Genomic DNA, 24,753 nt, shown 5'->3' with positions numbered 1-24,753 from the left:
ATCGAATCCCTTTCTGTGCGAATCCGGTTCCCCGGACGAAACCCGTCCGGGGAACCGGGCCGGTCAACCGACAGCGACCGGGCTGGTCGACGTCGGACGCGCACTCGTCGTTGACGACGTGGGGGTAGTGGACGAACTGGTTCGCGGGGTCGTGGTGGTCGGCGAGGTCACCCGCGGTGTCGAGGTCACCGACGACGAGTCAGTTCCGGCCGCGACATCCTTGGCGAGAGCGGCGAACCACTCGGCTACGAACTGCGCCGCGGACTGCCCGGTCGCGGTCACCGGCGTCGACCCGTAGGAACCGTGCGCCCGCACCGTGTTCCAGTACTTCGTCAGCGCTGTCGTCGACACCAGGTCGGCGTTGTCGCTGATGTTGTCCTTGACCACGTCGAACGCCTGCCGAGTGAGCCGCGACGTCGTCGCCGGGGGCATGAGCTTCGGAATCGCCCCCACCAACTTCGTGGCGAACAACGCGACCCCCGCAGCTGGATTCGCGAGACCGACCGTGGCCAGCTGGGCGATGTTCGCCGGAGTGAGGACTTCCTTCGCGACCGTCTTGACGGCGTTGAACCCGATCGTGCCGACCTTCAACACCGCGCTGATCGCTTCCTGCGCGGTCGGCATTTCCGTGCGCGGGTCGGAGGCGATCGCCACCCGCTCCGACAACGACTTCTTCGGGTCGATCGACAAGTTCGCCAGCGTGGTGCCCTGAATGTCCTCATTGATCACCGGCACTGCCGTCTTGATCGTCGTCAGCGCCAACGCCTCACTGATCGAGGTCAACGACTGAATCGGATCCCCCGACGAGAGCTCGCTCTGCCCGGCGATATTGGTCACCGCCCGCATGATCGGCGCGTTCGCCGGTGCATCACACGAGAGATCGCCCGGCTCGCAGATCGACGCCACCCGCCCGGTGAGAGACCCATAGGCAACTGCGGTGTCCGCGGTCGGTCCGATACCGCCGCCCTCGGGAGTCGCCTGCGCCGGGGCCGAGATCTTCCCGACCTGGGCGCCGGTCGTGCCCGGGGCGGGCTTCGGTGACGTCTGGCCTGCGGCGCCGGGGAACAACGGCGAACCCGGTGCTCGCGTCGGATCGCCGAACAGTGCCACCCCGACGAGTTTGTTCGCCGGAATCGGCCCCTCACCGGCGCCGACACGCTTGGCGAACATGCTCATCACATGCGCGCCCTGGGAATATCCCGCCCCGGTGAACACCGTGTTCGGGCACGCCTGCGCGACCTCTGCGGCGGTGTCGATGAGGTTCTGCAGGCCCTCCTCCACCGACTGCGAATACGGCACATTCGCACCGGGCACCGCGCCACCGAACCCGGCCGGATACGGCACATAGGCGCGGCCCGCGAGGGTGTCACCCGCAGAATCGGTGGTCTTGACCATCATTGGCATGAAGACCTGCGAGAGCATGCCGGTGTCGAGTGTCGCCGGAGTGTCCGGGGACGACTCCCCCGTTCCCTGGATCCCGAGAGCGAACAACGCCGGGCACGAGTCCCCGACCAGCTCGCTCGCCGGTCCGGCGGGCGCGGCATACGCCGTTCCCGCCGACCCGACCCCAATCACAGCCACTGCCGCTGCCGCGGCCACCCGGGGAAGTAATTTCATGTGGTCACCCCGATCAGGCGTTCAGGCCGTTGACGACGGCGCCAGCGAACGTGGCCGCCTGCTCGATCACCGGTGCGGCCGCGGCCGCCGCGTTCGTCCCGGCCGATTCCACCGAGGCGACGACCTGGTCTCCGCCCGGCTGCGCCAGCGCCGCGTCCCGGACCAGGGCAGCTGACGCATCAACTCGCGGAGTCGCCTGCTCGACGTACGCCGGTGCCGAGGCCGCGAAATCCCGCGCCTGCTCGACAACTTCGCTGCCACCGGGAACGGCCTGAACCTGCTCGACAACAGCGGAGGTCTGAGCCGACACCGCCGCGGTATCGACCACCGGGGGTGTCCACAGGGGCTCCGGAGCGGCTTCGGGTGCGGGTGCAGGGGCGGGCTCCTGAACGGTCACGTCCTGGCCGCCGAAAACAGTGGCACCAGCCACCGCACCGCCGACACCACCCAACCCGGCACCCAGCACGAAAGCGGGTGCACCGAGGACGACCGCCCCGGTACCGGCGCCGATCGCCGCACCCGGGCCGACACCCCATCCGCCGGTCGGAGCGGTCACAGCCGCACCGATACCTGCACCAATACCCGCGCCGACACCGGCACCAAGAACGGCGACAGGCACAGCCAGGCCGGTACCGACGATCCCCGCACCGAGCAGGCCACCACCGATCGCACCACCGGTGATCCGGTCCGCCTGCGATGCATTCACGCCGGCGTCGGTCAGCGCATTTCCGGCGTCCGCCTGCACTGCCGCGATCGTGTTCGTGATCCGGTCCCGGTCCTCATCCGGCATCCAATCCGGCTGCTTGAGCAACCCTGCACCGGTGAAGATGTACCCCTCGGGTGCCTCGACCGGCGCGATCCCCTTTCGCTCGACCATCGGCGGAGCCGGGACGGGTTCAGGTTCGACAACCGACAGAGCCGGCTGGGTCGGTTCTTCGACGTACGCCTGCTGGTACGAGGGTGCCGCGTCGTAGTCGGTCTGCGGAGACGACCACTGTGCGTACTGCGGTGCCTCGTACTGGGGCTGCTGGTAGCCGGTCTCCCAATCTGAGTACTGCCGCCACTCCGAGTTCTGCACATTCGGCGACGGCGTGTACCCAGGCAGGTAATCCCGTTCCTGCTCCGGCGCCGGGGCAGACGTTCCGGGCTGGCTACCACCGCCGGTCCCCGGTTGACTTCCACCACCGGTGCCCGGCTGCGACGGAGCTGCCTGCGCCACACCCGCACATGCCACGCACAGCGCCACAGGAACTGCGCACCATACCGCGGCCCGCTCCGCCCGCCGACGATGCCGGCCACCACCTGATCTACTCATCGCTACTCGCTTTCTCTCGAAGGAAACGCCGTTGCGGTGCACCTCTGTGCAACCGCAGGTACCGAAGACGAATCGGAAATATGTGAATGACAACAACTTTGGAAGCCGGATCGGGAGGCTCACTGGCCCTTCATCGGCCCAGGGCGAATGGTCAGGCTGGTCAGCCAGGGAAGGCCCCGCCGAGACCGAAGAGCAAGGTGATCAGAAAGACGAGAAACATCGCGAAAATCCTTAATGGAGAATCGAATTGGGAATCTGTCAGCGAGTTAGACGACGGGTTGAATGCCGACCCAGGGTGACGAGTACGGCACCAGCGAGTGGCCCGCGGGACAGGTCGAAAACCCAGGAAGGTCGATGCTGTAGCACCTGTAACCAGGCGCCCGACCAGCGCAGTATGCGACGACGCCGAGCGGCCGCCCGCCCTCATTCCCCGAGATCGGAACGTGAGGAACGGACTCGCTGGAATCTGCCTGTAACGAAAACGGGGCAGCAGTACGATTAGTGGTCGGGTGGATCTGGGCACCCAAAGACATCGGAGCCTCCAACTGGGTACAGAAATGGCCCGCGGGGATCCGAGATCCTGCGGCGTGGACGTTTACGCGTTGAAACGCTGCGGGGAGTAGAACCCCAGGTGCGGGCGAGGACGCCAATCATCACCGCACCTGGGGTTTTCTGCGCAGCACAAGTTGGCCCGCGTGCGAACCACGAGCTGCGAAGTGAGACCACTGAGCGGTGACTTGGGCAGAAGTTCAACCGCACAGTGGAAGTCTTGGGAATTCGGAATTCTGTCCGGAGCGAATGAGCCTGAGCCAATTCGACTTCAGAAACTCGACGAGCAGAACCGCTGGTCGCCGCGGTGGTGACGCGGAGAGTGTGGACGTCAGAAGCACGCGAAGGTGCGGCTCTACGCGAGCCACACCTTGTGTTAGTTGCTTCCGACACGATCGCCCCTGAGAGTCCAAAGGGCACACCAAATAGACGGTGTGCAGCACCTTTTGCGCTACAAGCGGACCCGACGTGTACAAGGCCGCAGGACTCCCCGGTGGGGCGCGCGAATGGATCGTAAACCGCGGCAGCTTCTGTGCGCAACCTATTCACGCTTTTCATTCACGCCCCTTCCGCTGAGCGAGTCCGCTGGAAGCGGCTAGGATTAGCGCAACAATAACACGCAACTATAAAACGCGCTAGCGCATGACCGCACCCCGGGAAGGGCAACAATGGTCGGATACAGAAGTGGTCGGACCCCGGGAGTTGATGAAGTGCCTCGCAGCGGAGTCAGAGGATTCCGGGGTGACAAGCTCCGCGAACAGCGAGTGAAAGCACGGCTCACGCCGGACGATCTCGCGGCCCGAATCGGTACAACTCGTCAGGCAGTCTCGACCTGGGAAACCGGACGGTCAAGGCCGGCACCGGAAATGCTCGGCCTTCTTGCCGAAGCCCTAGACACATCAATCTCTGTGCTCGTGCCGATCCCGGCGGGCAAGCTCAGAATGAGCGACCTTCGAGTGCGGGCAGCGCTGAATCAGCGAAATGCAGCCTCCCGGCTCGGAATCGGGGCCACTACATTGGCCGAGATCGAGAACGGGGTAAAGGCTGTCCGCGATGACCTTGTGCCCAAGATCGCCGAGCTCTACGGGATCGACAAGCGAATCATTGCAGAAGCATGGAAGCGCGGTCATGAACATCGCGAGACACGCGCGAAGAACCTATAAATAATCACGCAACTAAAGCACGGATTCGGCATCTCTGAGAGCGCTCGACGGCGTGTCTTCATCGTTATCGGTCCAACTTGTGACAGGTTTGATGCTGCAGATTGGAGTCCGAAGGTGGACGGTCGGGGTCAGGGAAGGAGAAGGGGATGGGAAACCCATACAAGGGAGACCGAACTCGCGTAACCAGCAGAGTCCCTGACGTGGTGTTCGAGGAACTCGAACGTAGGCGGATGGCAGCGGGTGTGAACATGAGCCAATTCCTGGCAGATCTTCTCGCAGCCGCTACCGGCCATACCCAACTCGTTCAGGAGACCAACCAGGAGGTGCTGAAACTTTCCGCGTGAACGCGATGGCGGCCTTGACGCTGCACAAACGAACACACATCACGTAGTGCATCACGCCAACTAACCAAAAAACCCCCGACCGGGCAGGGCCGAGGGCATTGGGTCTTTGAAGTTGGTTGAGAAACGAGTTAGCCGCTCGATTCTCTGTACTGCTCATCCCCGGAGGGACTGTCTTGCTGGACAGAGCCCAGGGTATAACACGCCCTGATTCAGGTCTAGAAACCCATGCGCGTGTCACCCCGCCAAGTGGTGACCCAGACAGCACACAACTGCTCTACAACACATGCACCCGCATGTGGTCGCCGCGGCGGCGCGTCCGCGTCGACCCGGACCGAAAACACAACTACGACGCCTCTATCTCCATGCCCCCGCAGCAGCCGGAAATTCCCTGGGCGATCTATCTCGCCAGCTCAGATCACCGCTTTCGGCTTCTCGTGCTCGACTTCGACACCTCCCGTTTTGGCGCCGATCAGGCGCGTGCTGATTCGGACCGTCTCGCCGCACACCTCGACGACCTGGGTGTCCATTACCTGCGTGCGCACTCTGGGCCGTGGGGCGGCCAACACATCTGGCTCCGACTTGGTGAGAACGGCGCCGACCCGGCCGCGGTCGGTGAACTCAACCGCGTGCTCGACCAGCACTACGCCACCTTCGACACATCGCCCCTGAGCAAACCCCGTATGGGAGTTGTGCGGCCTCCAGGCGCACCACATCGCGACGGTGGACGGGCCGTCCCCCACCTGGCCGGTGCCGAGTTGCAGCAGGCTCTCGAGCGCGTCAGCCGCGGGACGACGCCGGAAGTCGTCAATTGGCTCCTCGCGCGGCATCCCCATGTCGAGCCCGCTACACCGCCCGAAGAACATCGACGGCCGCGGATCATTGAGGATGCGGCGGGTCCGAGACTCGACCGGCCCCGGCGGCCGCTACCCCACCGAACTGCGGCTTTGCTCGCGACGGTGCCGTCGAAAGGGGCGGACCGCAGTGCCCTCGCGTACACCATCCTTCTTTCCATGGCGCGAGCCGGACACACACTCGACGACGCCCGCGCCGCCGTTGCCACCGCCCCAGGTCTGATTCGACTTCGTGAGGACGCGGACCGCGGCCGCGACGACACAGAACGCCAATGGTCCCGCGCCCTCGCCGGAGCAGCGACCTTCACCGCTGACCCCGGCCAGGCACCCCGTGAACCGATCGACGACGACCTCGACGCCATTGAACATGCCCTCGCAGCGACAACAGCGCACTGGGGCCGGCGAGGAGGAGCAAGTGACGAGCGGATCCTGCACGCACTGACTGCGCTAGCGCGCACCGCCCGGACTAGGGTCCTCGACATCGACTGCCGCCGCCTGGGACAGGCCTGCGCGCTCGACGCCTCCACGGTCTCACGCAGGCTTCGTGTGCTGGCACGGGAAGGCTGGGTCACGCTTACCACTCCCAGCGCCGGGACGCGAGCTGCACGGTGGACCCTCAACCAGCCGCGGGATGTGGGCGTAGAGACTACTTCTCATGCAACACAAGGGGAACCCGCCCCCGCTTCTGGGCCCGGGCTCACGCTCCTCACCCATCACGCCCACGATCTATGGAGTCCCTCGAGATCCGGTGGCCTTGGTGCTGCAACCGCCCGCGTTCACTGGTTCTACCGGTCTGGGGTCGCCAGCCTGACCGGTTTGTCGGAGAAGACTGGTTACGGCACCGAGTACATCGAACGAGCACTGACCCGCTTGCACTCGACAGGACTGCTCAGCTCGAAGGCCACGGGCGAGCAGCTGCTCCGGACGCTTGAGACCGTCGCACAGACCCGGGGAGTTGCCGGAATCAGCGCCCGCCGAGCCGCACGCCATCTGGTAGACCGCGAGCTGTTTACCTGGTGGAACGAAGAGCAACAGTGGCGAAGCACGCGGGGTAAGAAGCGCGGGACACGGCGGACTACCTCGACCGGAATGCTTGCGCTACCAATTTCGGCCCCGGCCCGAGTCCGCTACGGCAGGTTCCCCACCAGATCGAACGGGAGGGCTGACTACTCCACCGCCCGAGCCGTGGTGTCTCAGATCAATTCAGCCGTGCGGTCGGCCGCATGACAAAAGACCAAGTGGATCGACGAACAATGCAGCGACTGGGCATACACAGGCCCAGGCAGGACTCGTCGCCGCCAGCGCGGCACCCACTCCCCGGCGGCGGATCCCGACTAGGTTATCGAGCATGAGGCGCCCAACCACCTCGACACGTAACCCACAGTGCCGCACACCCCGGACTCCGTGCCGGACCGCTACCGACGTCGTAGCCCGGTTCGCTCAGGGCGCGAAGACCGTCATTGTCGACTCCCCGCCCGATCAGATCCTCGAACTCCACAACCTCATTGGCACCGGCACCCTGCGGATCACCGGCACCTCATGCGTCCGCATCACCACCAGCACACCGCAACAACAGACACGGTCGCCGGCCATCGTCGTCACCGACGCGGCCCAGGTGCAGCTCGAGGGACACTCTCGCTGCTACGCGTACACCACCGCCATTATCGAAGCGTTCGACGACACCCAGGTCGAAGCCCGCAACAAGACCACCGTCTACGCAGTCGACCGAGCCAAGGTCCGCGCCACCGACGAACCCACGATCTACGCCTACGACCAGGCCACCATCCACGCCGACGGACACACCACCGTCCACGCCACCGACAACAGCCGAATCCTCCTCCACGACAATGCCCACGTCACAGCGCAACGAGGTGTCACCATCCAAGGCCCAGCGCGTACCAACACTCGTATCCGCAATAATGGCTGGCGATAAACTTTTCCGATTCCACGCGAACAAAGAGACTCGATGGGCTTCCCCAAGCGTGTCAGCATCCAGCCGCGGCGCGGCTTGGCCGTCAGGTACATCGAGAACTGGCGCCGTACCGGCGCGCCTGTGATCGCGAGCTAGCAGCCACCGGTGTCCCGGCTACGGCGCCGCTGACACGGTGACAAGTCCACCAGTCGTGTGCTGGTCAAAGACCATCAACGAGACCTCAAGGTGCAATGGCTTCCACTCACCATCCAGCCCGCGAAAACGAACAACACCAGAGGTGCTACCACGCGCAAGTTCTGCAGATAAACGCCGCGCAACCGCGACGTCATCCGGGTGCATCGCAGGCGTCGGCTCCCCTACCCCACCTTCCCAAGCAATTCCGGGCATAGGGTTGCCTCGCCATTTGATCAGGCTCAGCTTCTTGATATCCACGTAGGCCAGATACTCACCAGGCTTCAACTTGGCGTCCAAGACGCGATGTTCCAGAATGACCGGCGGCGGCGCAGTCGGCACATCGTCCGCCGGACCAATGTCATGTGTAACACCCCTCAGAATCACCACCTTCCGATCGCTGTTCGGATCTGGCCGTTCCTCAACAGCGCGGCACGAGAAATGCGCAGCACGGCGCTCGCCGTCGTCGCGTTTGACTGTCCACACCGCCTGGTGTTCCATCCCCGGGGTCGACTGAACGATCTTGGCTAGCGCTTGCCCCTCGTCGACGCCGGTATCCAACCGATCGAACGCCCCGGCCATTGCAGCTTCAGATCGACGATTCTCGGGTGCTACCCCATACAGGTCGAAAAGATCCTCGCTACCACTAACTTTGAGGTCGGTGAGATTGAAGTACCAGGCTCCAGCCGGATCACGATGTGCAACCTGCTCCTCAGCCAATCCGGACCACAGATAGATCGCGTGAAGTCTGCCCTCGAATGTGCACAAGGGGTCCGCGATAACCCGGCGACGGTCGTCACTGGAAAGCCTGTCAATCTTTGTCGCGTGCGCCATGACCTCGGTGATCGCCGAAGTCGCCTCTGCAAATGACCGCCTGCTCTTGATCACTTGCTCCAACGGCACGAAGGGCTTGGGCGTGCGGCCCTGTCCCACAATCGAAGGCACCGCGCCCCCGAACGTACTTACCAGCAACCACTTTGTCGCCATCCAAAACCTCCCCGACCGAATGAACGAGGAGATCCTAGCCTGTCCGGATTGAACGCCGGTCAGGTCGAATGTCCAGCTATGCACCAAGCTTCTTCAGGGCGGGCAGGATGGACAGATAGCGCGCTCCGAGCGTTCGCGTAACCATGTCGACCGCTCTGGCGTCTGCGCCGATCAAGACGCGCGCAGACCCGCGTTGAACGCCACGGAGGATCGTCCGAGCGGCGGCATTCGGATCTGTTCTCGCGATACGCCGCTCGAATGAATCTGCGAGTTCGGTCCCGTCTACTCCTGCCGCGTGCCTAGCAGTGCGCGCGATGGTGGTCCGAATTCCACCCGGGTGAACGCAGGTCACCTTTACGCGATGTCCCCCGAGAACCATCTCCTGGCGGAGCGACTCAGTGAAACCCCGTACAGCGAACTTGGCCGCGTTGTAGGCGGAATACGACGGAGCAGCCATCAACCCAAAGGCCGACGAGATGTTGACGATGTGGCCTCGATCCGAGCGCATCACGTGTGGAAGGAACGCCTTAGTTCCGTTGACGACTCCCCAGAAGTCAACGTCGACCACCCGCTCGTAGTCCTCGAAGGTCGTGGCGAGTACGTCCCCGGCGAAAAGTACGCCGGCGTTGTTGATCAGAGCATCAACTCGGCCGAATCGAGAAGCGACATCTTCTGAATGGGCGAGCACCGCAGCTCGGTCCGTCACATCGACAACCGACGTATAGATTTCTCCGGGTCCGCCTTCGCACAGGTCAGCGGTAGCGGACAGTTGAGACTCCGACGAGTCTGACAGCGCCAGATGTGCGCCAGACTGAACGAGCTGTAGAGCTAGCTCGCGTCCAATTCCTGCCCCGGACCCTGTTATTGCGACGACACGACCCTCGAAGTAGCCCATCCATTCCCTTTCACCTCACCGGTCGGCGTCCCTGTCTCCACCCTATCCAAGGTGGTAGGTCCGTCCGGGTGTGGACGAGGGCATCTCGCCAGCGTGCCTACTGCGCTCGAGAGTCCGAGGTGGGGCGCGACGAGAACGGAGCGACCTTGAAATCGCGCTGTGGCCGTACGCAGTCACCAGTCTCCGACTCTGACGAGGTTTCTCGAGGTGTCTCAACGTCGAACGAGGACGGCAGCGTGGTGTTTGGCATCTCAACCCGTCGATGTAGCCCCGATTGCGCAGTGCGGAACTCGGACGCCGCGACTGCGATGCGACTCGAACCGAAGCAACAGGATCGAGGACGCCCCTCCTCTGAGGGGTGCCTCCAAGGGTAACTGGCCCAAAAGATTGGTTTCCGCACCCGTTGGCAGGCGTCGGGGTTTCGCCGCAGGAATAGCTTCGGCGGCGGCGGCCTGTTTGGCGGTCAGGCGCTCTCCGGCTCAATCACGGCAGGCAACACAACATCGGGCCGTGGCGCAACAGGATGACGTACTGCAACGCGGCAACGCAACGGCCGGACGTTGCGCCAGTGTTCCTTGCAATAGCCGGATTCCAAGCTTTGCCGTTAATGCTGGTAAAGCTTGCCGATGCAACAGTCTGAGCACCTCGGAAGCTGATGCCCCACTCGTTGCGCACGAAGTGCCAGCATTGCATGCAAAACAAGTATTACTTCCGGCGTGCATGAGGGATCTGTGCAGGTAATGAAAGCAATGCCAGCATAGGCGCTCTGACCTGTATAAAAGCATTGCCGGTATTACTGGCAGGGCGACACGCCGGGAATGACATTAATGCTTGCAATGACTGCGTTGCCGGTAACATGGGCAATACCAGCAACGCTGGTAACACCTGCAACACCTGCAACGCAGGTAATCCTGGCGTTGCAAGCAATAGCCATCATTGATGGCAATGCCAGCATTAACAGTGAAACCCGCTCCGGGACAACAAGGGAGACACCGATGCCACCACCTCGCACGCACGTAGTCCCGCAACGCGATGCGGTCGCGTTGCATCGAGTCACCGCAGTAATCAACGGGAAGGGGGGAGTGTTCAAGACGACCCTGGCCGCGAACATCTCTGGTTTGCTGGCCGAGTCTGGTTACAAGGTCCTTCTCGTCGATCTCGACCCGCAGGGCAATATTGCGGAGGATCTCGGCTACACGTACGGCGAGATCGACGACGAGGGCAAAAATCTCGCGCAGGCTCTATCGTTCGGTGATCCAATCACCCCGGTCCGCGATATTCGTCCCAACCTCGACATCATCCCGGGCGGAACGCATCTGTCGATGGCTACCGCCGCGCTGGCCTCGAAAGCGACGAAAGACCCGCTAGGTGCCAAGTTAGCCCTTGCGACGGCTCTGGCGCCGCTGGCAGGCGAGTACGACATGGTGCTCATCGACTGCCCTCCCGGCGACGAGACACTGCAAACTGCTGCCGCTGCGGCCGCAAAGTGGCTGCTCGTCCCGACGAAGACAGACGGGTCGAGCCGCAAAGGCATGGCAGCCGTCGCGGCCCGCCTCACCTCGGTCATGGACGTCAACGAGGAGCTGGACCTCCTCGGCGTTGTCCTCGTCGGTGTCGGCGCGAACTCCACGTCCGTACAGAGAACGGCTCGTGAAGGAATCGCCACGGCGTTCGGTGGGGACGCCGACGACGTCGTGTTCGAGAAGATGGTGAGGCATTCAGAAGCCACAGCACTCGCAATCCGGGAGCGGGGAGTGCTGGTCCATGAGCTCGACGACGTCGTCCAGAGCGGACCGAAGTGGTACGAAGTCGTCCGCGGCAGTGCCAAGGCCCAGGAACACGCACCAAAAAGCGCGAAAGAGGTCGCCGCGGACTTGCTGGCCGTATGCCAAGAGATGGTGCAACGCATCACTGAGGCCGAGGCCGCGGAGGTGGCGGCATCGTGAGTGCAACGGATCGAGCTATCACGGGGCTGCCGCCGCGACCTGGGGCGTCCGCGCGAGCTGCGACCCCCGATGTGTCAGCACTGAGGAGACAACGCAACAAGGCTGCAACGGATCTGGCATCGACGGCTGTGGCCGCGCAACAGCCGGCCGAACCGGAGAAGAAGCCGAGCAACAAACCGACAACCGTCTACATCGCCCCAGACGTCCTGAAAGAAGCGCGCCTGGCATTCAAAGCAACGCAGTCCGCCGAGGCCGACCGCAACTGGTCGCACTTCGTGGAGAAGGCGCTCGCCGACGCAACACAGCGCCGCGCCGCGCAACACAACGACGGCAACGCGTTTGAGGGGGAGGACAAGCCCCTCCCACCTGGCCGTCCGCTCGCTGACTAGCAAAGAGATGAGGCCCCTGCCGTTTGGGTCGGCAGGGGCCTCGTTCCGACCGGTACCCCGTGGAAGGAAGACCAGTCATGAATGACCTTAGTATTCGAGCAGCACGAATCCAGGTCCGCGCGCTGATTGCGGCTCTGATCGTTGCGATTTCCATTGCAATTGGCATCACCACAGGGGCCTTTGTGTTGTCCTTTGCCGTGCAACGCGACCTCGCGTTGCAAGCCGGGATCCCGCACTACCTCACCTGGATCTTCCCGGCCATCGTCGACGGCGCAATCCTCGGCGCAACGATCGCGGTTGTTGCGCTGAGCAAGATCAGTGGCCGCGCGACAGGAAAGCGGTTCTTCCTCTGGCTCGCCGTCGTAGTGGTCTTCATCAGTGTGTTCGGCAACGCTTACCATGCCCGCCGAGCCGGGGAAGAAGCTGCCCGCAACGTCGCGGCCGGCATCGACCTGGGCTTCACACCGCTGACGCCGACAGGCGCGTCGCTCATTGCGATCATTCCGCCGTTGCTGGTGCTGGCATTCACCCATGGTGTCGGCATCCTCATCAAGGCAATCGGTACAGCACACACCGAGTACAACGCCCTATGCAACGACATCACCAGCAGGGCGGACGAGGAGCGAGGCAACGCAGGCACAGTCAGCTCTCGGCTAAACCCGCAGGTCGTCCCCGACCGCAACGGCAAGCACAGTTTCGCCATTAATGACATGAATGCTGGTAATGCAAGTAATGCTGGCGTCTATGTCGGTGCCGCAGAGACTCAGGTTGCGAGAGTACGAACGTCGCCTGATGCAATGAACGACGACATTGCAGAGGCCGGGACAACCCGCGTTGACGGTTGCGCTGATGAAGATGATGTCGTTGCAGAGTCCGTTGCCGACGATCAGGACATTGCGCGCAACGAGCTCGCAACGGCGGAGACCGAGACCTCGGTGTTGCCGGACGAACTGCAAACCACTGAATATCTGCTCGCCTTCATCGAGTCGAGCAAGCTCGATCCGATGGTCAAGGAGACCGCCCGACTGAAGATCGAGCAACCAGACGCAACGTTCGCAGCACTTGCGGAGGCAACAGGGGAGAAGTGGGCGAGCACTGCACTGCGCCGATACAACAAGGCCAAAGACCTCGCAGTTGACGCCGGATTCCGTACCCCGCCACTCCCACTTACCGATGAGGCAACGGACAACGGCAGCGAGAAATCCGAATCAACACCGTACGAACTGGTAGGTGCCCACTAGGAACTCCCGGAGACGGGGGCGGGGCGGCGGTTTTGCCGACGTTATTTGGCACGATCCGGTTGGTTGCTGCTCAGAAGGTTGCAGTAGACGGTCTGTTTCCATGTGCACCTCACCCGCCGGTGGTAGATGCCGACGACGAACTCGCCAGTTGATCGCTGTGGAGACCTGGGCCAAGGTCGATCCGCAGCCGTCGAGCGTAAGACGAACCCCCGAGCGTGCGCCATAGCCGCGGACACGGGAAACGTGGCACCGACGACCTGGGGAAACGCCCTCGGGTTCGGGGTGTCTCGCGAACCATCGATTGCGAACACGAAAGGCTATGACTTCAGCGATAAGTGGCGCGGTTCTGACGGCCGAAGGTGGCGGGCTATTGCAACTACGCTCGTCGACGCCGGATGGATTCGACCAGGTGATTCATGGTCGGGTCACCCGGTGCGGACGTAGGCTGACAGCATCCTTTGGCTGGCGTCGGTGTCGGAACCGAGAGCGGGCCACCAGGCAGGGAGGTCCATCGATGAGACCACGTCACCGTCTACGCCGAGCATCCGTCGTCGCTGGAGCCGGTGCAGCGCTGCTTCTCGCGGCACAGCCGGCCGCCGCCGCACCGATCGACAGTGTCTTCCCCATTCCTGTTGCCGGTCTCAGCGTCGGTGTGACCGGACTCCCGAGCTCGGGCTACTTCTACCTGACCGCCACTACCGACACTGACACCCCGGGAGTGACCCGCCTCGGGCCGTACACCGGTGTCCACGTCCACTGGCGAAACATCTCCACCGGTGCAGCGGGTGTCGCATACCTCGACAACCGCTACGGCACATCGGTCGAGACCGGTTCCGGGACGGTGGTCGCCGTGGCCACGATTCCCGCCGATGGGCCGGGATACCGGATGCTCGCCAGCACGCCCGGCGCCGGTGTCTGGACGGTCCCCTGACACCGTGCCAAATATCGCCGGGAGTCACACAATCCAGGGTTCGAGCCATCGAACGCCCCGCCGAAATCGCTCGGGAAGCCACCCGCATCGAGACAGCCCTGCGCGAAGTCGACTGGTTCGAGCTCGGCTGGTAGCACCGCCGGTTCCGCGACAGAAACCAGAAGCCCGATACGCTCACGCCCCGAAAGGTCGGCGGCGCTCGTGTGGATCCTCTCCCCAGAGGCTGCACACGACGCCGAGACCCAGGATCGCGCCGGGGTACAGCACTGCCAGCACCCGTCCTGCACGTACCTGACCTCGACCTCTCTGGTCCTGGGTGAGACTTCCCCTCACGTAATTCGACGTGATGCGCGATAGTGGACGGGGTTCGGACTTGGACGCCCGATGGATAGAGGACTTTCTGTGTCACAGTCGCTGATCGCGCTGGCGGACCTGGCAGAGGCGGATAGCCGGAACACCGTCGGTTTGGGAGCGTGGGTCTCAGTGATTCGACGCGTCGACACGTCCGACGCCGCGCGTGCCCTTGAGCTGCGTGTACAGGGCCTCTCGGCCGCTGAGGTGGGTAGGTCGCTCGGCGTCTCCCGGGCAACCGTTTACCGCTACCTCGCCGACGATACGCAGGTGACGGTGTGAACGCCTACAGAGCGGCCTACGAGCTCGGCGTCGCCCAGTCCCGCATCCTCGACGCCACCAACCCCTACCTGCCCGCCGAGCTCTACACCCGTCGCATGATGCTGGCCCAGTGCTGGCGGGCGGGCCGCCTGCACGATATGCCCGCCAGCTTCAACCGAGGGAGTGATCGCATGACCGACGAGAATGCGCCGGCCGACCTGAACGAGGAGGTCGGAAAGGCCCGCGACGACCTGCTCCAACTGATGCGCCGCGTCCGGGAGCTGTACGAGGAGTACGGCAAACTCGACCCCGAGCAGGTCGACGTCGACGAGCTCGGCCCAGCCATGAACGGCGCCGTCGCGGTCGCCGAGACCATCGACCGACTCGCCGATACGCAGCGGGCATTGAACGAGGTTTACGACGTCTTCGACGGGGCCTTCCAGCTCGGCTCACGGCTACGGGGCCGCTCATGAGCGCCACCTTGGCCCCGACCATGTCCTCGCCCACATCGCCGAGGCGACCCACCGACGCGACGAGCTCGTCGGCACCGTCCGTGCGGCCGTCGAGGGCAGGCGCGAACTCCTGGTAGCCGACATCCTGCGCGACGCCGCCGCCCTGTCCGACCGCCTTGTTGACCCTGCACAAGCGGCGTATCGGTCCGGGAAAATAGGGCGGGAGCGGATTCTCCCGGGAGACTCATGGGTATGACTCGGAATGCTCTGCTGGGGCTACCGAGGCCCTGCAGCGGCTTACTTCCGGTTTGTGCGCGGTTGGTGACGAGAATTCCTCTTCCCGCACCGTCTCCACCGAAATCGCACCTCAACGCATTTTTCACGGGAACGTGGCCGATACCGTGCTCGGGAGGACGCTCGAACGGACCAGGGTCCGTCCCCGTGAGCTGCATGCGACCACCCCGGCCGAGCGGTGGGGTGGCCGTCGCCCTACGTGGCCACCTGGTCGGAATCGCCCCGGGGTGTGTCGAGCGGTGTCCGTTCAGGTTGACCGGTGCTCCGACACCAGCCAGTACCGGCGGACCTGCTTGCGGGCCGCATCGGCCACTGAGCCCGCCATGTCCTGGTCCGGGGATCCGCCCGGTGGCTCACTCACGTGGAGCGGGCATGCCAGGACTGGGACGAACTCCACCAGTTCCAAACGCCGCACGAGACCAGGAGATAGCAGTTACCGTTGATCTCAATCTGCGTCGGGGCGGGTCTGAGTAGTCGTTTCAGTGAACGAAAGGCTCGCACCGTGCTCAAGTCCACGCTCGTGAAAGCACTCACTGTCGCCGCCCTGGTGGTGGCTACCCCGTTAACTATCGCACCAAGCACGGCGTCAGCAGCGCCCACTGTGAACAGCTTTCAGATTCCGCTCGTCTGGAGCAACGGTCTCTTTGTGGGGTGCCCGCCGCCGCTCTACTACTGTGTCAGGACTCCGACGGTAATAACAGGTGAGAGACCCGGCACCGTCACCTTCCCGGCCATCTCGGCCAACGGCAACGGCACTTACTGGATGCACTGGAGAAACCTAGCGACTGGGGCCGCTGGAGTACTGACTGTCCCGTACAACGAGTCCGCAAGTGCATTCACGGGTATAGGACCGGTGACCGCATCGATGACCATCGGGCACGAGGTCATCGCCGGGACGGGAGTGTTCTGGGTGCCGTGACCCTCATACGCGGGGCCCGCGCACCTCGGCGCAGCGCACCGAGTCGGCGGTCCGTCACCCCGGCCGACGACCACAAACGCGACGCTGTGCGCCAATCCTGCAGGCTGAGAGGCTGTTCCACAAGCCCGATAGGACCACGGCTGTGCGCCCGGCACCTCAGCATGGCCACAGCGTCCGCGTGGGTCGAACCCGGTCGGTCGGGTTCCCCGCTCAGCAGAAGTGCAGAACCTGGCTCATCGCATCCTTCTCCGCCTGAGTCACCCACACCCGGTATAGGGCCTTCACGTGTCGAGCTTCGCCTACGCCGGTGCCGCGCATAGCAGGGGAGCAGAGCCCCACAGACCAATTCGCCGGCGAACCCGGAAGGGGTTCGCCGGCGAGAGGTCGCGCCTCAGTTCGAGGCACGTCCGGTCAGTGCAAGGGAGTGCCCGACCGAGCACTGGGGACTCCGAAAGAACCGATCAGCGGGATGATTTCAGCACCACCATCTCTTGCTGCAGAAGCGGCTCTCGCCGCCACCGCCACCGCCGTCACCGCCGCTGTAGCTGGGGCTGCTGTAGTCCGGTCGGACGTCGAGGTTGCCGTCGGCGTCGTAGTAGTACCGCGTCTCGTCGTCGTCGGAGGTGCCGATCTGGCCATCCTCACCGGCGCGGAGCGCATCGAGGTGTGCTTGCTGCTCGCGGCGGATGCGTTCCTCCTCGTCGCGCCGCAACTTCTCGTCCGCCCGAGGCTGGTCAGTGATGCGGCACGCCGCTTGGGAGCCCGCCGACGAATCCCAGGCGCTCTGCGCGGCCGAGACCAGGAGCGCGAACTGAGCGGTGTCATCGGCGGTGTCGCGAGTCGCCGCGGTGATCTGCTCGTTGAGCGGCTTGCTCGCCGCGATCGAGAAATCGAGGTCCGGTTTGGTGATCGAGCCGTGGCCTTCGGCGAGCAGCAGCTCGTTGGCGGATCCACCGACAGCCGGCGCTGTACTCGTCCCCTCGGCCGAGGCCGTGGTGGTCGAGGGTGACGGCGCGGGAGAGGAGATAGAGGTGGGCGCCGCCGTTGTCGTCAGCGTGGCCGTCGTAGTCGCGGCGAGCGGCGCGGAAGTGAAGACGTACCCGGACGAGCTGTCCAACATGGTGGTGCTGAACGAGCGGGAACTTGCCCTCGCTACCCGCACAGCAGTCCCGGCCGGCAGGAGATCCGCGAGCCGGGTGCGCAGAGCCTGCGCAGCTCTATCGCCGTCCCCGCCGCAGGACGGGGCCTTCACCCGGGCGAGGGTGATCCTCCTCGTCGAGGTGCCGAAGTCGATGTCGGCGGTCGGGAGCCGATTGCTGTCGACGTCGGTGGAGACGACCGTCCCGACCCATTCCGGTTTCAAGGGGTCGGCCTGGGGCCGCCCGAGTTCGGTCTCCTCATCGGCGCCGCACGACCCCGCCACCCCGAGCAACAGCAGGACAACAACCGCCCCGCCTGCGATCGTCCACTTCTTACTCATCGAGCCCTTCTTCGCCACTATCTGGTAACACACGCTTTCTCACGACGGCCGGGACCCGATGGAGGGGCACGGCGGGTACACACATCAACCCGCCGAGCGTAGTGCCCTCAAATTTCCCTACTATCAGGTCAGTCGGCCTTTTGTGGGAATCGGCAGCTCATGTGAACGCACTGTCGGTCGACGGGCCCCACAAACGCTGTTGTGTCGGGGGATACCGCTATCGTCCCGGCATGACGATCGACCAAGGCCTGCGCCCCCGCGAGGTGCCGTCGGCTGCTGTTACCGGCGACGCTGTGGTGTTTCCGGATCTGCCGGAGGGAGTGGCGGCGCGGATCGGCCGGTCGGTGGCTGAGTCCCGTTCCGAGGGCACTCGCCGTACCTATGCGTCGGCGTGGCGAAGGTTCGACCAGTGGTGCCGCACCCATGGGCACACCCCATTGCCGGCGCATCCGGCGACGGTGGCCGCGTACCTCGTCGATGCCGCCGACACCATCGGCACGGACGGTATCCGGGTATATGCGCCGGCCACCTTGACCAAATGGGTGGCCGCGATCGCCCATCATCACCACCGGGCCGGACATGAGTCCCCGGCCGGGCAGGAGATTGTGCGCGCCACCCTGTCCGGGATCCGCCGTGACTACGCCGCCGTGGGGGACCGGCCCCGCAACCCGCGCGCCGCCCTGCTGACGACGGACATCGTCACCATCACCGCCGCCGCGAGGAACACGGTGGATGGGTGGGCGCAGGCGGTGCTCGAACGCCGCGACAGTGCGCTGATCCTGATGGGGTTCGCGGGGGCGTTCCGGCGCAGCGAACTGGTCGGCCTGGACGGCGCCGACGTGAGTGTGCACCGGCACGACGGCGTGCACGTGCGCCTTCGCCGGTCGAAAACCGATCAGGAAGGCAAAGGGACTGTGCTGGCGCTGCCGTTCACCGACCGCCACGACAGTTGCCCGCCGTGCGCGTACGCCCGGTGGGCGCAGATCGTGGCAGCCTTCGACACCCGCGGCCGCCCCGGGGTGATCCGGCTCCTCACCACCGCCGAACCGTTCGATGCGCACGTCTGCCGGGGCACGGTCCCACGCACCACAGCGCGGGCGCCGCTGTTCCGGTCGATCCGCAAGAACGGCAACCTGTCCGAGACCGCGCTGTCCGGGGCGGCGGTGCACAAGGCGATCCGTCGCCGCGCCGAACAGGCCGGGTACGACGCCGACCTGGTGAGCCAGCTCGGCGGACACTCGCTGCGGGCCGGTTTCGTCACCCAAGCCTTCCGCAACGGCGCGGACGCACACGCGATCATGCGTCAGACCGGGCACCGGACGCCGGAAATGCTCGAAGTGTATGCCCGCGAACGTACCCCGCTGGTCGGGAACGCCGTCACCGTCCTCGGGCTGTAGCCGTGTACGCCACCACACCCGGCGCCAGTAATGCATCACTGCGCCTTTCTGCTCGGGATCGGCACGTGTGGGCGCTGTTCACCGACTGGTGCGCCGCGACCGACCAACCACCGATCCCCGCCACCTCGCAGCAGCTGGCCCGCTTCCTACACGACAACCCCGCCGCCCCGGCCACCCAACGACGACGGGTCAGCGTCATCAACGCCGCCCACCGCCGGCTGGGACACCCGGCACCCGGCACCGATGAAGCGATCCGCCGTGCCCTCAACGCCACGAGAGCCGCCCGGCTGCAACGCAGATCAGCTCTCGTCGCCGAACGGCTTACGCAGATTCCTATCGCCGGGTGGCCGGCCGGACTATTCGGCCGCCGTGATGCCCTCATCCTTGCCCTGGCCGCGGCGGGCATGGGTTTCGAGCAAATCGCCCGGATCCGCCGCCGGGACATCACCGCCCCAGGCGATCACAGTGCACCCCTACTGCTGAGCGTCGACCGCGAACCAATCGGCCTGCCCGAATCACCCGAGATACCCATAGTCTCGATCTACCGGGAATGGACCGAGGTCCTAGGATTTCTCGACCAGAACCACGGCACCAGCACAGTCGCCAGGCACTTCGAAGCCGGCCGCGACCTCGCCGGCTTCGACGCCGCCTACCGCACCGACGACAGACCGCTGCTGACCCCGATCAACCGCTGGGGCCACACTCCGCTCGACCCGACGCCGTTGACCGCACGCGCGATCACCGCCATTACCCAGGCCCACCTGTCCGGAAAAGCACCCGCACACACTCTTCCGCCACGAAAGACGCGGCCGGACACGGCACCCGACATGCACTCGATCGACGACGGCCGTGTCCTCGATCCGCACTACTACGAACGAGGGATCGAGGCCCGCCGCAGCGCCCACCGAGACTTGACCGACGTCACCGATCTTCTGGACGACATCGAAGACCGCGCCGACCAACTGTTGGCCGAGCTGACTTCCATCCTTGGCGACGGCACCTGAGCACCCCGCTGCCGCTCAACCCGATCGATATCTGTGGTCGACGGACCAGAGGAACCCTGACCCGAACGGACGATCCGCATGGACATCAATGAGCGGTTCCACGACGACAGCAACTTTCTGCCGATCGGATCGCCCATGCCAGCCCCCAGCACCACCGGTGTACTACTCAACCAGCTGAAACTGGGAAGAGCCGACCGCACGACGCAATCCGCCGCCATCGCCGAGTGGCTCCGAGAACACACGCCGTCGGCCGGTCTCGTCCGGAGCCTCCGCCGTCGTGGCTTCGGCGACCTCGTCGACGGAGGGAAGGACCCGCAACCATGAGGCGAACGGGCGATCGCGAGTCTGCACAGTGGCACGGGGCATTCGCGCCGGTCACATGTCGTCGACTTTGCTTCCGACACACCGATCAATCAGATCGGCTCGGAGGGGCTGGCCGTCCCCTGGCGGATACTGGGCTTCGACCTCCTCGGTGCACTTTTCCGTGAACATGTCTAGACGTTGTTGTGGCGACATGTTAGTGGGGTAAAAGAATGCGAACATCAAGGCGCACACCACAAGGAACACGCCTCCTCCAACGACCTTGCCCGTTGTTCGATCCGTAGGTGGCTTCCAACTGGTCGAGATCCACACTCCACCGATAGCGGCAGCGATGTAGATGAGCTGCGCGACCACGCCGACAATGATCGCCGGAGTCGAGTATCGGTCAATGCCATGCTCAAACAGGAAGTAGTCCTGAGCGAAGATAAATGGCCAAAACAAAATGTGAAGAACGACCGAGATCGCGAAAATGACGATCGCGAAGACGAGGATTGCAGCGATCAGCGCTGGCACGTGGCCTCGCCATCGGCAAACGATTCGCGCGCACATCCGGCCGCCACATTCGGCAATCCGAAAATGTGACTGTTGGCACCAACCGTCGAGAACATCGGCCTGGCATTGAAGGTCGACGAGCAGGACCAAGACATCAAGGTGCGCAAAGTGTGCTCGCCGCTGCCAAGTAATGAGAGATCACGCGATGCAATGTACGGCATCAATCGCCGAATTCCTCAGTGGGGAAGCAGGTATCGAGAAGCGGTATCGAAAAATCATTCGCCTGAATGACTTGACATTTCGTGACTGCCGATCGGCAGCCGACTCGCGGGGAACTGAAACGCACTTGTACTGGTGGGCAACTTTCTGGCCGGTCTCGTTCGCTCACTACGCCGTGACCGTCTGGGGTTGGAGGCAGTACCCCAAGCCCGGAAGTGATCAGGATTCCACGTCAACGGCTCATCAAGCCGGGTGCGCTTCCTGGCATCTGGCGGCACTGATGAGTGATGGTGGCGGCGTGTCCGAGTCGGTGGTCAAACGAGGTCGCCGAGTGCTGAAAGCACTAACCCTAAACCTCGGTCGGATGGACCATCGCACCGAAGAACCACTTTGGTTCTGCAGGCTTCCGACGACCAATCTCCGTCAGCTGTGTCCGCGGCGACACGTCCATAAAAACAGGCTTTAGCTACGGTTTGCTTACCGCGGAAAAGTCGCGGACCGATCGTATTTCCCCAAATGGATGGTGTGCTGCTCCGGGCGAGCAGTGATCGACCGGCAGTAGTCATTGCAGCTCGAGAAGGTGAGATCGCTATGAGTTCCGGTCCTGGGCCCCTGCCTGACTCCGTCGTGGGGCTGCAGCGGCGGCCCGCGCTGTCGCCGCGCGAGCTGGAAATTCTTCGCCTGTGGCTGCGCAGCGAATCGAAGAACGTGGCCGCCTCCGAACTGGGAATCAGTTTGGGCACGATCAACACCCACCTGGCCCGGATCCGGGCGAAATACGCCGCCGTCGGGCGCCCTGTTGCCGACAAGTCCGGGTTGTTGGTCCGGGCGCTGCAGGATGGGCTGGTGTCGCTCGACGAGCTCTGACGCCCAGGTCATCTGCAGTTCTCAACCGGCATTCGGCGATTGGACGGTATTCGACGGCTCTCCCGGTGCCTCGTCTACGACCGCGGGGTCCAGGTCTGGTCATTAAGTCGTGCTGCTCGGGCATTCTCGTGAGCGACGATTGCCTCCTGCCAGTCCCGATCGGTCACGGCGAGGTCATCGCGGGTAACTGGAGGTGGAACCCCGAGTTGCGTGGCGATGTGCGCCCACGACCTGCCCGCAGCAAGAGCCTCGATCACCGCTCGGGTGAGGAGATCTTCGGTCTGGACGCCACCGGAGACGGCATCGGCGCTGTCAGCGTCCACGCGAAGGCTTCCGGCTCTGGCGTGCTCGATGTACGCGGGTTGGGTTTTGCATCCAAAAGACTCTAACGGTCGAACTTGAATAGTGATATAGGCCGCCGGGTGAGTTCGTTGACGCGGTATCTGGTCAGCTGCGCGGGTTCGTGAGGTCAAGTGCGGCTACCTGAAATCCTGATACAGGGCATGCCCGGGCCGTCTGGTTTGATACCGGCATGACGACACCGACGCCCCAGCCGGGCTGGCATCCCGATCCGGAGGGCAAACCCCAGCTTCGCTGGTGGGACGGGCAGCAATGGACTGCAGCAACGCAGCCGCTTCCTGCGCATCCGGGGCCGGTTACCCAGCCACCGAATGGATTCGACCCGAGGACCAACGAGGGCAGCAACCCCACCTTCTCTGCAGGGCCGTACCCCGATCCCGCCCGCAATACGTCCTCCACATCAGCTCGCAACGGTTTCGGGGTCACCGCCCTCGTTCTGGCCATTGTCGGAGTGGTCTTCGGACTGGTTCCACTGACCGGGTTCATCGCGCTCATCTTGGGTCTGTTGTCTGTTCTGTTTGGGCTGCTGGGATTTGGTCGAGTCCGAAAAGGGCTCGCCACGAACAAGATCATGACCCTCGCAGGCACAGGATTCGGAGTCGTGGCAGTGGCACTCGGAATCTGGGGGATGACGATCTTCTTCGGTGCCGTCGACGAGTTGGATCAGAAGCTGGACAACCTCGGGGGTTCGGCATCAACCGTCACCGGGGAAGCACCCGCACCCGACGCCGAAGCGGCTCCCGGTAGCCGGGAGAACCCGCTACACCCGGGCCAGGCGCTGACCCTGCCGGAATGGGACATCACGATCCATTCCACCACCCAGGACGCGACGGACGCTGTCCTCGCAGAGAACCAGTTCAACGACCCCCCGGCCGCCGGCCGTCAGTTCGTCATGGCGGATGTGTCGGCCACCTACACCGGTGCCGACACCGGCACCCCGTGGATTGATCTGAGCTTCCGGATCCTTGGTTCGTCGAACAACGTCTTCGGTAGCGCATCGGCCGATTCCTGCGGCGTTATTCCGAACGCCCTCAGCGACACCGGCGAGTTGTATCCGCGCGGTACATCACGCGGAAACATCTGTATCTCCGTGCCCGCTGAGCAGCTCACCGGTGCCAACTGGATCGTCGAAGCGTCCTTCAGCGGTGAGGACGAAGTATTCGTCTCGTTGGAATGAACTTGCGTGGCAGTGTGCTGCTGCTGATCAAGTTGGTGTGTCACCGGGTTCGAAATACCGGATGGGGTTCTGCGTCGACGGACCGATCTGCTTGAAGCGGTACCTTTCGCGTACCGCGTCCTCGGCGATCTTGCCGACGAATTCGTAGCGACCTTCCAGCGGAGTCAAGGCGGAATCGACGTAGTGGGTGGATCCGCCGGGCAACCATTGGGCGATGCGATAGACCTCACGCACGACGCCGCCGTTGACCGCGAGGGCGAACTCGCAGCTCTCGGCGCGATTCAAGTCGACACGCCAGGTTCCTCGGGTCGCATCGTAGAGTGCGGCGATCGCGTCATCGGACGAGTCTTCGAAGCGAGATCCGAGGCGCTCGCGGGCCATTTCGAGACTGTTCGTGACAGTGATGGCGATGCAGCGGTGCTCGAACCGTTCGAGCTTTCGGGCCGACAGTCGTGCGTGCACTGCATCGATGGACATTCGACCGAACCGACGAGCACCGCGCCCGACCACCTTGTTCGTCAGGTTCTCGAATCCGATCAGGTCGATCGCCGCCGCCTCCACCTTGTACGCAGTCATTTCGTCGAGTCCGAAGGCCAGGATTTCGATGCGCGGCTCGTATCCCGCGCCGCGGATTTCCGCGATCCGTTGAACCTTCTCGTGCTCGCCGGTTGCTGACAGGTGTGCGAACGCCCGATTACCTTGTCCTTTACCGACATAGAAGGCTTGGTCGCTGCGCGGATCTGTGTACACGTAGACATAAAAGGCGAGCTCGTCGATCTCGTGGGTATCGAAACCAGCAGCCATAGCGACGATTGTGCCAGTCGGTG

Annotated in this window: 25 protein-coding genes; 16 read left to right on the top strand and 9 right to left on the bottom strand. The window is 63.9% G+C overall.

Annotated features, from left to right (window positions below; all coding sequences use genetic code 11):
* Positions 1-63: 63 nt before the first annotated feature.
* A complete protein-coding gene (locus ACNJ7E_RS26540; RefSeq protein WP_418341338.1) occupies positions 64-1,617 on the bottom strand; it encodes a cutinase family protein in 1,554 nt (517 codons plus the stop codon).
* Between the two features lie 13 nt (positions 1,618-1,630).
* Positions 1,631-2,836: a hypothetical protein gene (locus ACNJ7E_RS26535; RefSeq protein WP_418341337.1), complete on the bottom strand. Its 1,206-nt coding sequence runs from the start codon at positions 2,834-2,836 to the stop codon at positions 1,631-1,633.
* A 1,313-nt stretch (positions 2,837-4,149) separates the two neighbouring features.
* Here ACNJ7E_RS26535 and ACNJ7E_RS26530 point away from each other — a divergent pair.
* The gene (locus ACNJ7E_RS26530; RefSeq protein WP_418341336.1) at positions 4,150-4,644 is read left to right on the top strand and encodes a helix-turn-helix domain-containing protein; all 495 of its coding nucleotides are present in this window, start codon (positions 4,150-4,152) and stop codon (positions 4,642-4,644) included.
* Between the two features lie 200 nt (positions 4,645-4,844).
* Positions 4,845-4,988, top strand: coding sequence for a hypothetical protein (locus tag ACNJ7E_RS26525; protein ID WP_155755974.1), 144 nt, complete (start codon positions 4,845-4,847; stop codon positions 4,986-4,988).
* Positions 4,989-5,398: 410 nt separating this feature from the next.
* Here the strand turns inward: ACNJ7E_RS26525 and ACNJ7E_RS26520 are convergent, their stop codons facing one another.
* On the bottom strand, positions 5,399-5,821 hold the full coding sequence (locus ACNJ7E_RS26520; protein WP_155755975.1) for a hypothetical protein: 423 nt from the start codon (positions 5,819-5,821) through the stop codon (positions 5,399-5,401).
* Between the two features lie 1,366 nt (positions 5,822-7,187).
* Here ACNJ7E_RS26520 and ACNJ7E_RS26515 point away from each other — a divergent pair.
* The gene (locus ACNJ7E_RS26515) at positions 7,188-7,772 is read left to right on the top strand and encodes a hypothetical protein (protein WP_064080003.1); all 585 of its coding nucleotides are present in this window, start codon (positions 7,188-7,190) and stop codon (positions 7,770-7,772) included.
* A 153-nt stretch (positions 7,773-7,925) separates the two neighbouring features.
* Here the strand turns inward: ACNJ7E_RS26515 and ACNJ7E_RS26510 are convergent, their stop codons facing one another.
* Together ACNJ7E_RS26510 and ACNJ7E_RS26505 are read right to left on the bottom strand one after the other, a co-directional pair.
* A complete protein-coding gene (locus tag ACNJ7E_RS26510; protein WP_418341335.1) occupies positions 7,926-8,930 on the bottom strand; it encodes a GAF domain-containing protein in 1,005 nt (334 codons plus the stop codon).
* 76 nt (positions 8,931-9,006) lie between these two features.
* Positions 9,007-9,825 carry an SDR family NAD(P)-dependent oxidoreductase gene (locus ACNJ7E_RS26505; protein WP_064080005.1) on the bottom strand — a complete coding sequence of 273 codons (819 nt, stop codon included), beginning with the start codon at positions 9,823-9,825 and terminating at the stop codon, positions 9,007-9,009.
* 995 nt (positions 9,826-10,820) lie between these two features.
* On the opposite strand from ACNJ7E_RS26505, the gene ACNJ7E_RS26500 reads away from it, so the two are divergent.
* The 7 genes from ACNJ7E_RS26500 to ACNJ7E_RS26470 all read left to right on the top strand — a co-directional run bounded on the left by ACNJ7E_RS26500 (position 10,821) and on the right by ACNJ7E_RS26470 (position 16,609).
* Positions 10,821-11,771 (top strand): ParA family protein, encoded by a 951-nt coding sequence (locus ACNJ7E_RS26500; RefSeq protein WP_206017365.1) that lies wholly within the window; start codon positions 10,821-10,823, stop codon positions 11,769-11,771.
* Positions 11,772-11,899: 128 nt separating this feature from the next.
* Positions 11,900-12,160: a ParB family protein gene (locus ACNJ7E_RS26495; protein WP_418341334.1), complete on the top strand. Its 261-nt coding sequence runs from the start codon at positions 11,900-11,902 to the stop codon at positions 12,158-12,160.
* 77 nt (positions 12,161-12,237) lie between these two features.
* On the top strand, positions 12,238-13,401 hold the full coding sequence (locus ACNJ7E_RS26490) for a DUF2637 domain-containing protein (RefSeq protein WP_418341333.1): 1,164 nt from the start codon (positions 12,238-12,240) through the stop codon (positions 13,399-13,401).
* 514 nt (positions 13,402-13,915) lie between these two features.
* The gene (locus ACNJ7E_RS26485) at positions 13,916-14,332 is read left to right on the top strand and encodes a hypothetical protein (RefSeq protein WP_064080009.1); all 417 of its coding nucleotides are present in this window, start codon (positions 13,916-13,918) and stop codon (positions 14,330-14,332) included.
* A gap of 402 nt (positions 14,333-14,734) precedes the next feature.
* On the top strand, positions 14,735-14,965 hold the full coding sequence (locus tag ACNJ7E_RS26480; RefSeq protein WP_064080010.1) for a helix-turn-helix domain-containing protein: 231 nt from the start codon (positions 14,735-14,737) through the stop codon (positions 14,963-14,965).
* Positions 14,962-15,417: a hypothetical protein gene (locus ACNJ7E_RS26475; RefSeq protein ID WP_064080011.1), complete on the top strand. Its 456-nt coding sequence runs from the start codon at positions 14,962-14,964 to the stop codon at positions 15,415-15,417. The genes ACNJ7E_RS26480 and ACNJ7E_RS26475 overlap by 4 nt, the downstream gene beginning before the upstream one ends.
* A 775-nt stretch (positions 15,418-16,192) precedes the next feature.
* Positions 16,193-16,609: a hypothetical protein gene (locus ACNJ7E_RS26470; protein WP_418341332.1), complete on the top strand. Its 417-nt coding sequence runs from the start codon at positions 16,193-16,195 to the stop codon at positions 16,607-16,609.
* A 475-nt stretch (positions 16,610-17,084) separates the two neighbouring features.
* Here ACNJ7E_RS26470 and ACNJ7E_RS26465 read toward each other — a convergent pair whose 3' ends face one another.
* Positions 17,085-18,089 (bottom strand): hypothetical protein, encoded by a 1,005-nt coding sequence (locus tag ACNJ7E_RS26465; RefSeq protein ID WP_418341331.1) that lies wholly within the window; start codon positions 18,087-18,089, stop codon positions 17,085-17,087.
* Between the two features lie 230 nt (positions 18,090-18,319).
* On the opposite strand from ACNJ7E_RS26465, the gene ACNJ7E_RS26460 reads away from it, so the two are divergent.
* From ACNJ7E_RS26460 to ACNJ7E_RS26450, 3 genes are all read left to right on the top strand, one after another.
* Positions 18,320-19,486, top strand: a complete 1,167-nt coding sequence (locus tag ACNJ7E_RS26460) for a site-specific integrase (RefSeq protein WP_418341330.1) — start codon at positions 18,320-18,322, stop codon at positions 19,484-19,486.
* 65 nt (positions 19,487-19,551) lie between these two features.
* The gene (locus tag ACNJ7E_RS26455) at positions 19,552-20,490 is read left to right on the top strand and encodes a hypothetical protein (protein ID WP_418341329.1); all 939 of its coding nucleotides are present in this window, start codon (positions 19,552-19,554) and stop codon (positions 20,488-20,490) included.
* Positions 20,491-20,568: 78 nt separating this feature from the next.
* The gene (locus ACNJ7E_RS26450) at positions 20,569-20,814 is read left to right on the top strand and encodes a hypothetical protein (RefSeq protein WP_418341328.1); all 246 of its coding nucleotides are present in this window, start codon (positions 20,569-20,571) and stop codon (positions 20,812-20,814) included.
* Positions 20,815-20,865: 51 nt separating this feature from the next.
* Here the strand turns inward: ACNJ7E_RS26450 and ACNJ7E_RS26445 are convergent, their stop codons facing one another.
* Positions 20,866-21,324, bottom strand: a complete 459-nt coding sequence (locus ACNJ7E_RS26445; protein WP_418341327.1) for a hypothetical protein — start codon at positions 21,322-21,324, stop codon at positions 20,866-20,868.
* A 72-nt stretch (positions 21,325-21,396) separates the two neighbouring features.
* Here ACNJ7E_RS26445 and ACNJ7E_RS26440 point away from each other — a divergent pair, with 72 nt between their 5' ends.
* Both ACNJ7E_RS26440 and ACNJ7E_RS26435 read left to right on the top strand, forming a co-directional pair.
* A complete protein-coding gene (locus ACNJ7E_RS26440) occupies positions 21,397-21,594 on the top strand; it encodes a hypothetical protein (protein ID WP_418341326.1) in 198 nt (65 codons plus the stop codon).
* A 519-nt stretch (positions 21,595-22,113) separates the two neighbouring features.
* A complete protein-coding gene (locus tag ACNJ7E_RS26435; RefSeq protein WP_418341325.1) occupies positions 22,114-22,389 on the top strand; it encodes a response regulator transcription factor in 276 nt (91 codons plus the stop codon).
* 74 nt (positions 22,390-22,463) lie between these two features.
* On the opposite strand, the gene ACNJ7E_RS26430 is transcribed toward ACNJ7E_RS26435, so the two are convergent.
* Positions 22,464-22,712: a hypothetical protein gene (locus tag ACNJ7E_RS26430; RefSeq protein ID WP_418341324.1), complete on the bottom strand. Its 249-nt coding sequence runs from the start codon at positions 22,710-22,712 to the stop codon at positions 22,464-22,466.
* A 209-nt stretch (positions 22,713-22,921) separates the two neighbouring features.
* On the opposite strand from ACNJ7E_RS26430, the gene ACNJ7E_RS26425 reads away from it, so the two are divergent.
* Entirely contained in the window at positions 22,922-23,926 is a 1,005-nt protein-coding gene (locus ACNJ7E_RS26425) for a DUF2510 domain-containing protein (RefSeq protein WP_418341323.1), read from the top strand.
* A gap of 27 nt (positions 23,927-23,953) precedes the next feature.
* Here ACNJ7E_RS26425 and ACNJ7E_RS26420 read toward each other — a convergent pair whose 3' ends face one another.
* Entirely contained in the window at positions 23,954-24,730 is a 777-nt protein-coding gene (locus ACNJ7E_RS26420) for an LEM-3-like GIY-YIG domain-containing protein (protein ID WP_418341322.1), read from the bottom strand.
* Positions 24,731-24,753 lie beyond the last annotated feature (23 nt).

The organism is Rhodococcus mengyinensis (assembly GCF_048381435.1).
Classification (GTDB): Bacteria; Actinomycetota; Actinomycetes; order Mycobacteriales; family Mycobacteriaceae; genus Rhodococcus_F; species Rhodococcus_F opacus_D.
The sequence above is the reverse complement of the archived record's forward strand: the minus strand, read 5'-3'. Positions and strand labels throughout refer to the sequence as shown.

What these genes read in the sequence shown, in the direction of transcription:
- ACNJ7E_RS26515 (WP_064080003.1), top strand. Translation starts at nt 7,188, where the DNA reads ATGAGGCGCCCAACCACCTCGACACGTAACCCACAGTGCCGCACACCC.
- ACNJ7E_RS26450 (WP_418341328.1), top strand. Translation starts at nt 20,569, where the DNA reads ATGGACATCAATGAGCGGTTCCACGACGACAGCAACTTTCTGCCGATC.
- ACNJ7E_RS26465 (WP_418341331.1), bottom strand. Translation starts at nt 18,089, where the DNA reads ATGAGTAAGAAGTGGACGATCGCAGGCGGGGCGGTTGTTGTCCTGCTG.
- ACNJ7E_RS26500 (WP_206017365.1), top strand. Translation starts at nt 10,821, where the DNA reads ATGCCACCACCTCGCACGCACGTAGTCCCGCAACGCGATGCGGTCGCG.
- ACNJ7E_RS26420 (WP_418341322.1), bottom strand. Translation starts at nt 24,730, where the DNA reads ATGGCTGCTGGTTTCGATACCCACGAGATCGACGAGCTCGCCTTTTAT.
- ACNJ7E_RS26485 (WP_064080009.1), top strand. Translation starts at nt 13,916, where the DNA reads ATGAGACCACGTCACCGTCTACGCCGAGCATCCGTCGTCGCTGGAGCC.
- ACNJ7E_RS26540 (WP_418341338.1), bottom strand. Translation starts at nt 1,617, where the DNA reads ATGAAATTACTTCCCCGGGTGGCCGCGGCAGCGGCAGTGGCTGTGATT.
- ACNJ7E_RS26505 (WP_064080005.1), bottom strand. Translation starts at nt 9,825, where the DNA reads ATGGGCTACTTCGAGGGTCGTGTCGTCGCAATAACAGGGTCCGGGGCA.
- ACNJ7E_RS26490 (WP_418341333.1), top strand. Translation starts at nt 12,238, where the DNA reads ATGAATGACCTTAGTATTCGAGCAGCACGAATCCAGGTCCGCGCGCTG.
- ACNJ7E_RS26520 (WP_155755975.1), bottom strand. Translation starts at nt 5,821, where the DNA reads ATGGGGATGCCGCGCGAGGAGCCAATTGACGACTTCCGGCGTCGTCCC.
- ACNJ7E_RS26510 (WP_418341335.1), bottom strand. Translation starts at nt 8,930, where the DNA reads ATGGCGACAAAGTGGTTGCTGGTAAGTACGTTCGGGGGCGCGGTGCCT.
- ACNJ7E_RS26530 (WP_418341336.1), top strand. Translation starts at nt 4,150, where the DNA reads ATGGTCGGATACAGAAGTGGTCGGACCCCGGGAGTTGATGAAGTGCCT.
- ACNJ7E_RS26460 (WP_418341330.1), top strand. Translation starts at nt 18,320, where the DNA reads ATGACGATCGACCAAGGCCTGCGCCCCCGCGAGGTGCCGTCGGCTGCT.
- ACNJ7E_RS26425 (WP_418341323.1), top strand. Translation starts at nt 22,922, where the DNA reads ATGACGACACCGACGCCCCAGCCGGGCTGGCATCCCGATCCGGAGGGC.
- ACNJ7E_RS26435 (WP_418341325.1), top strand. Translation starts at nt 22,114, where the DNA reads ATGAGTTCCGGTCCTGGGCCCCTGCCTGACTCCGTCGTGGGGCTGCAG.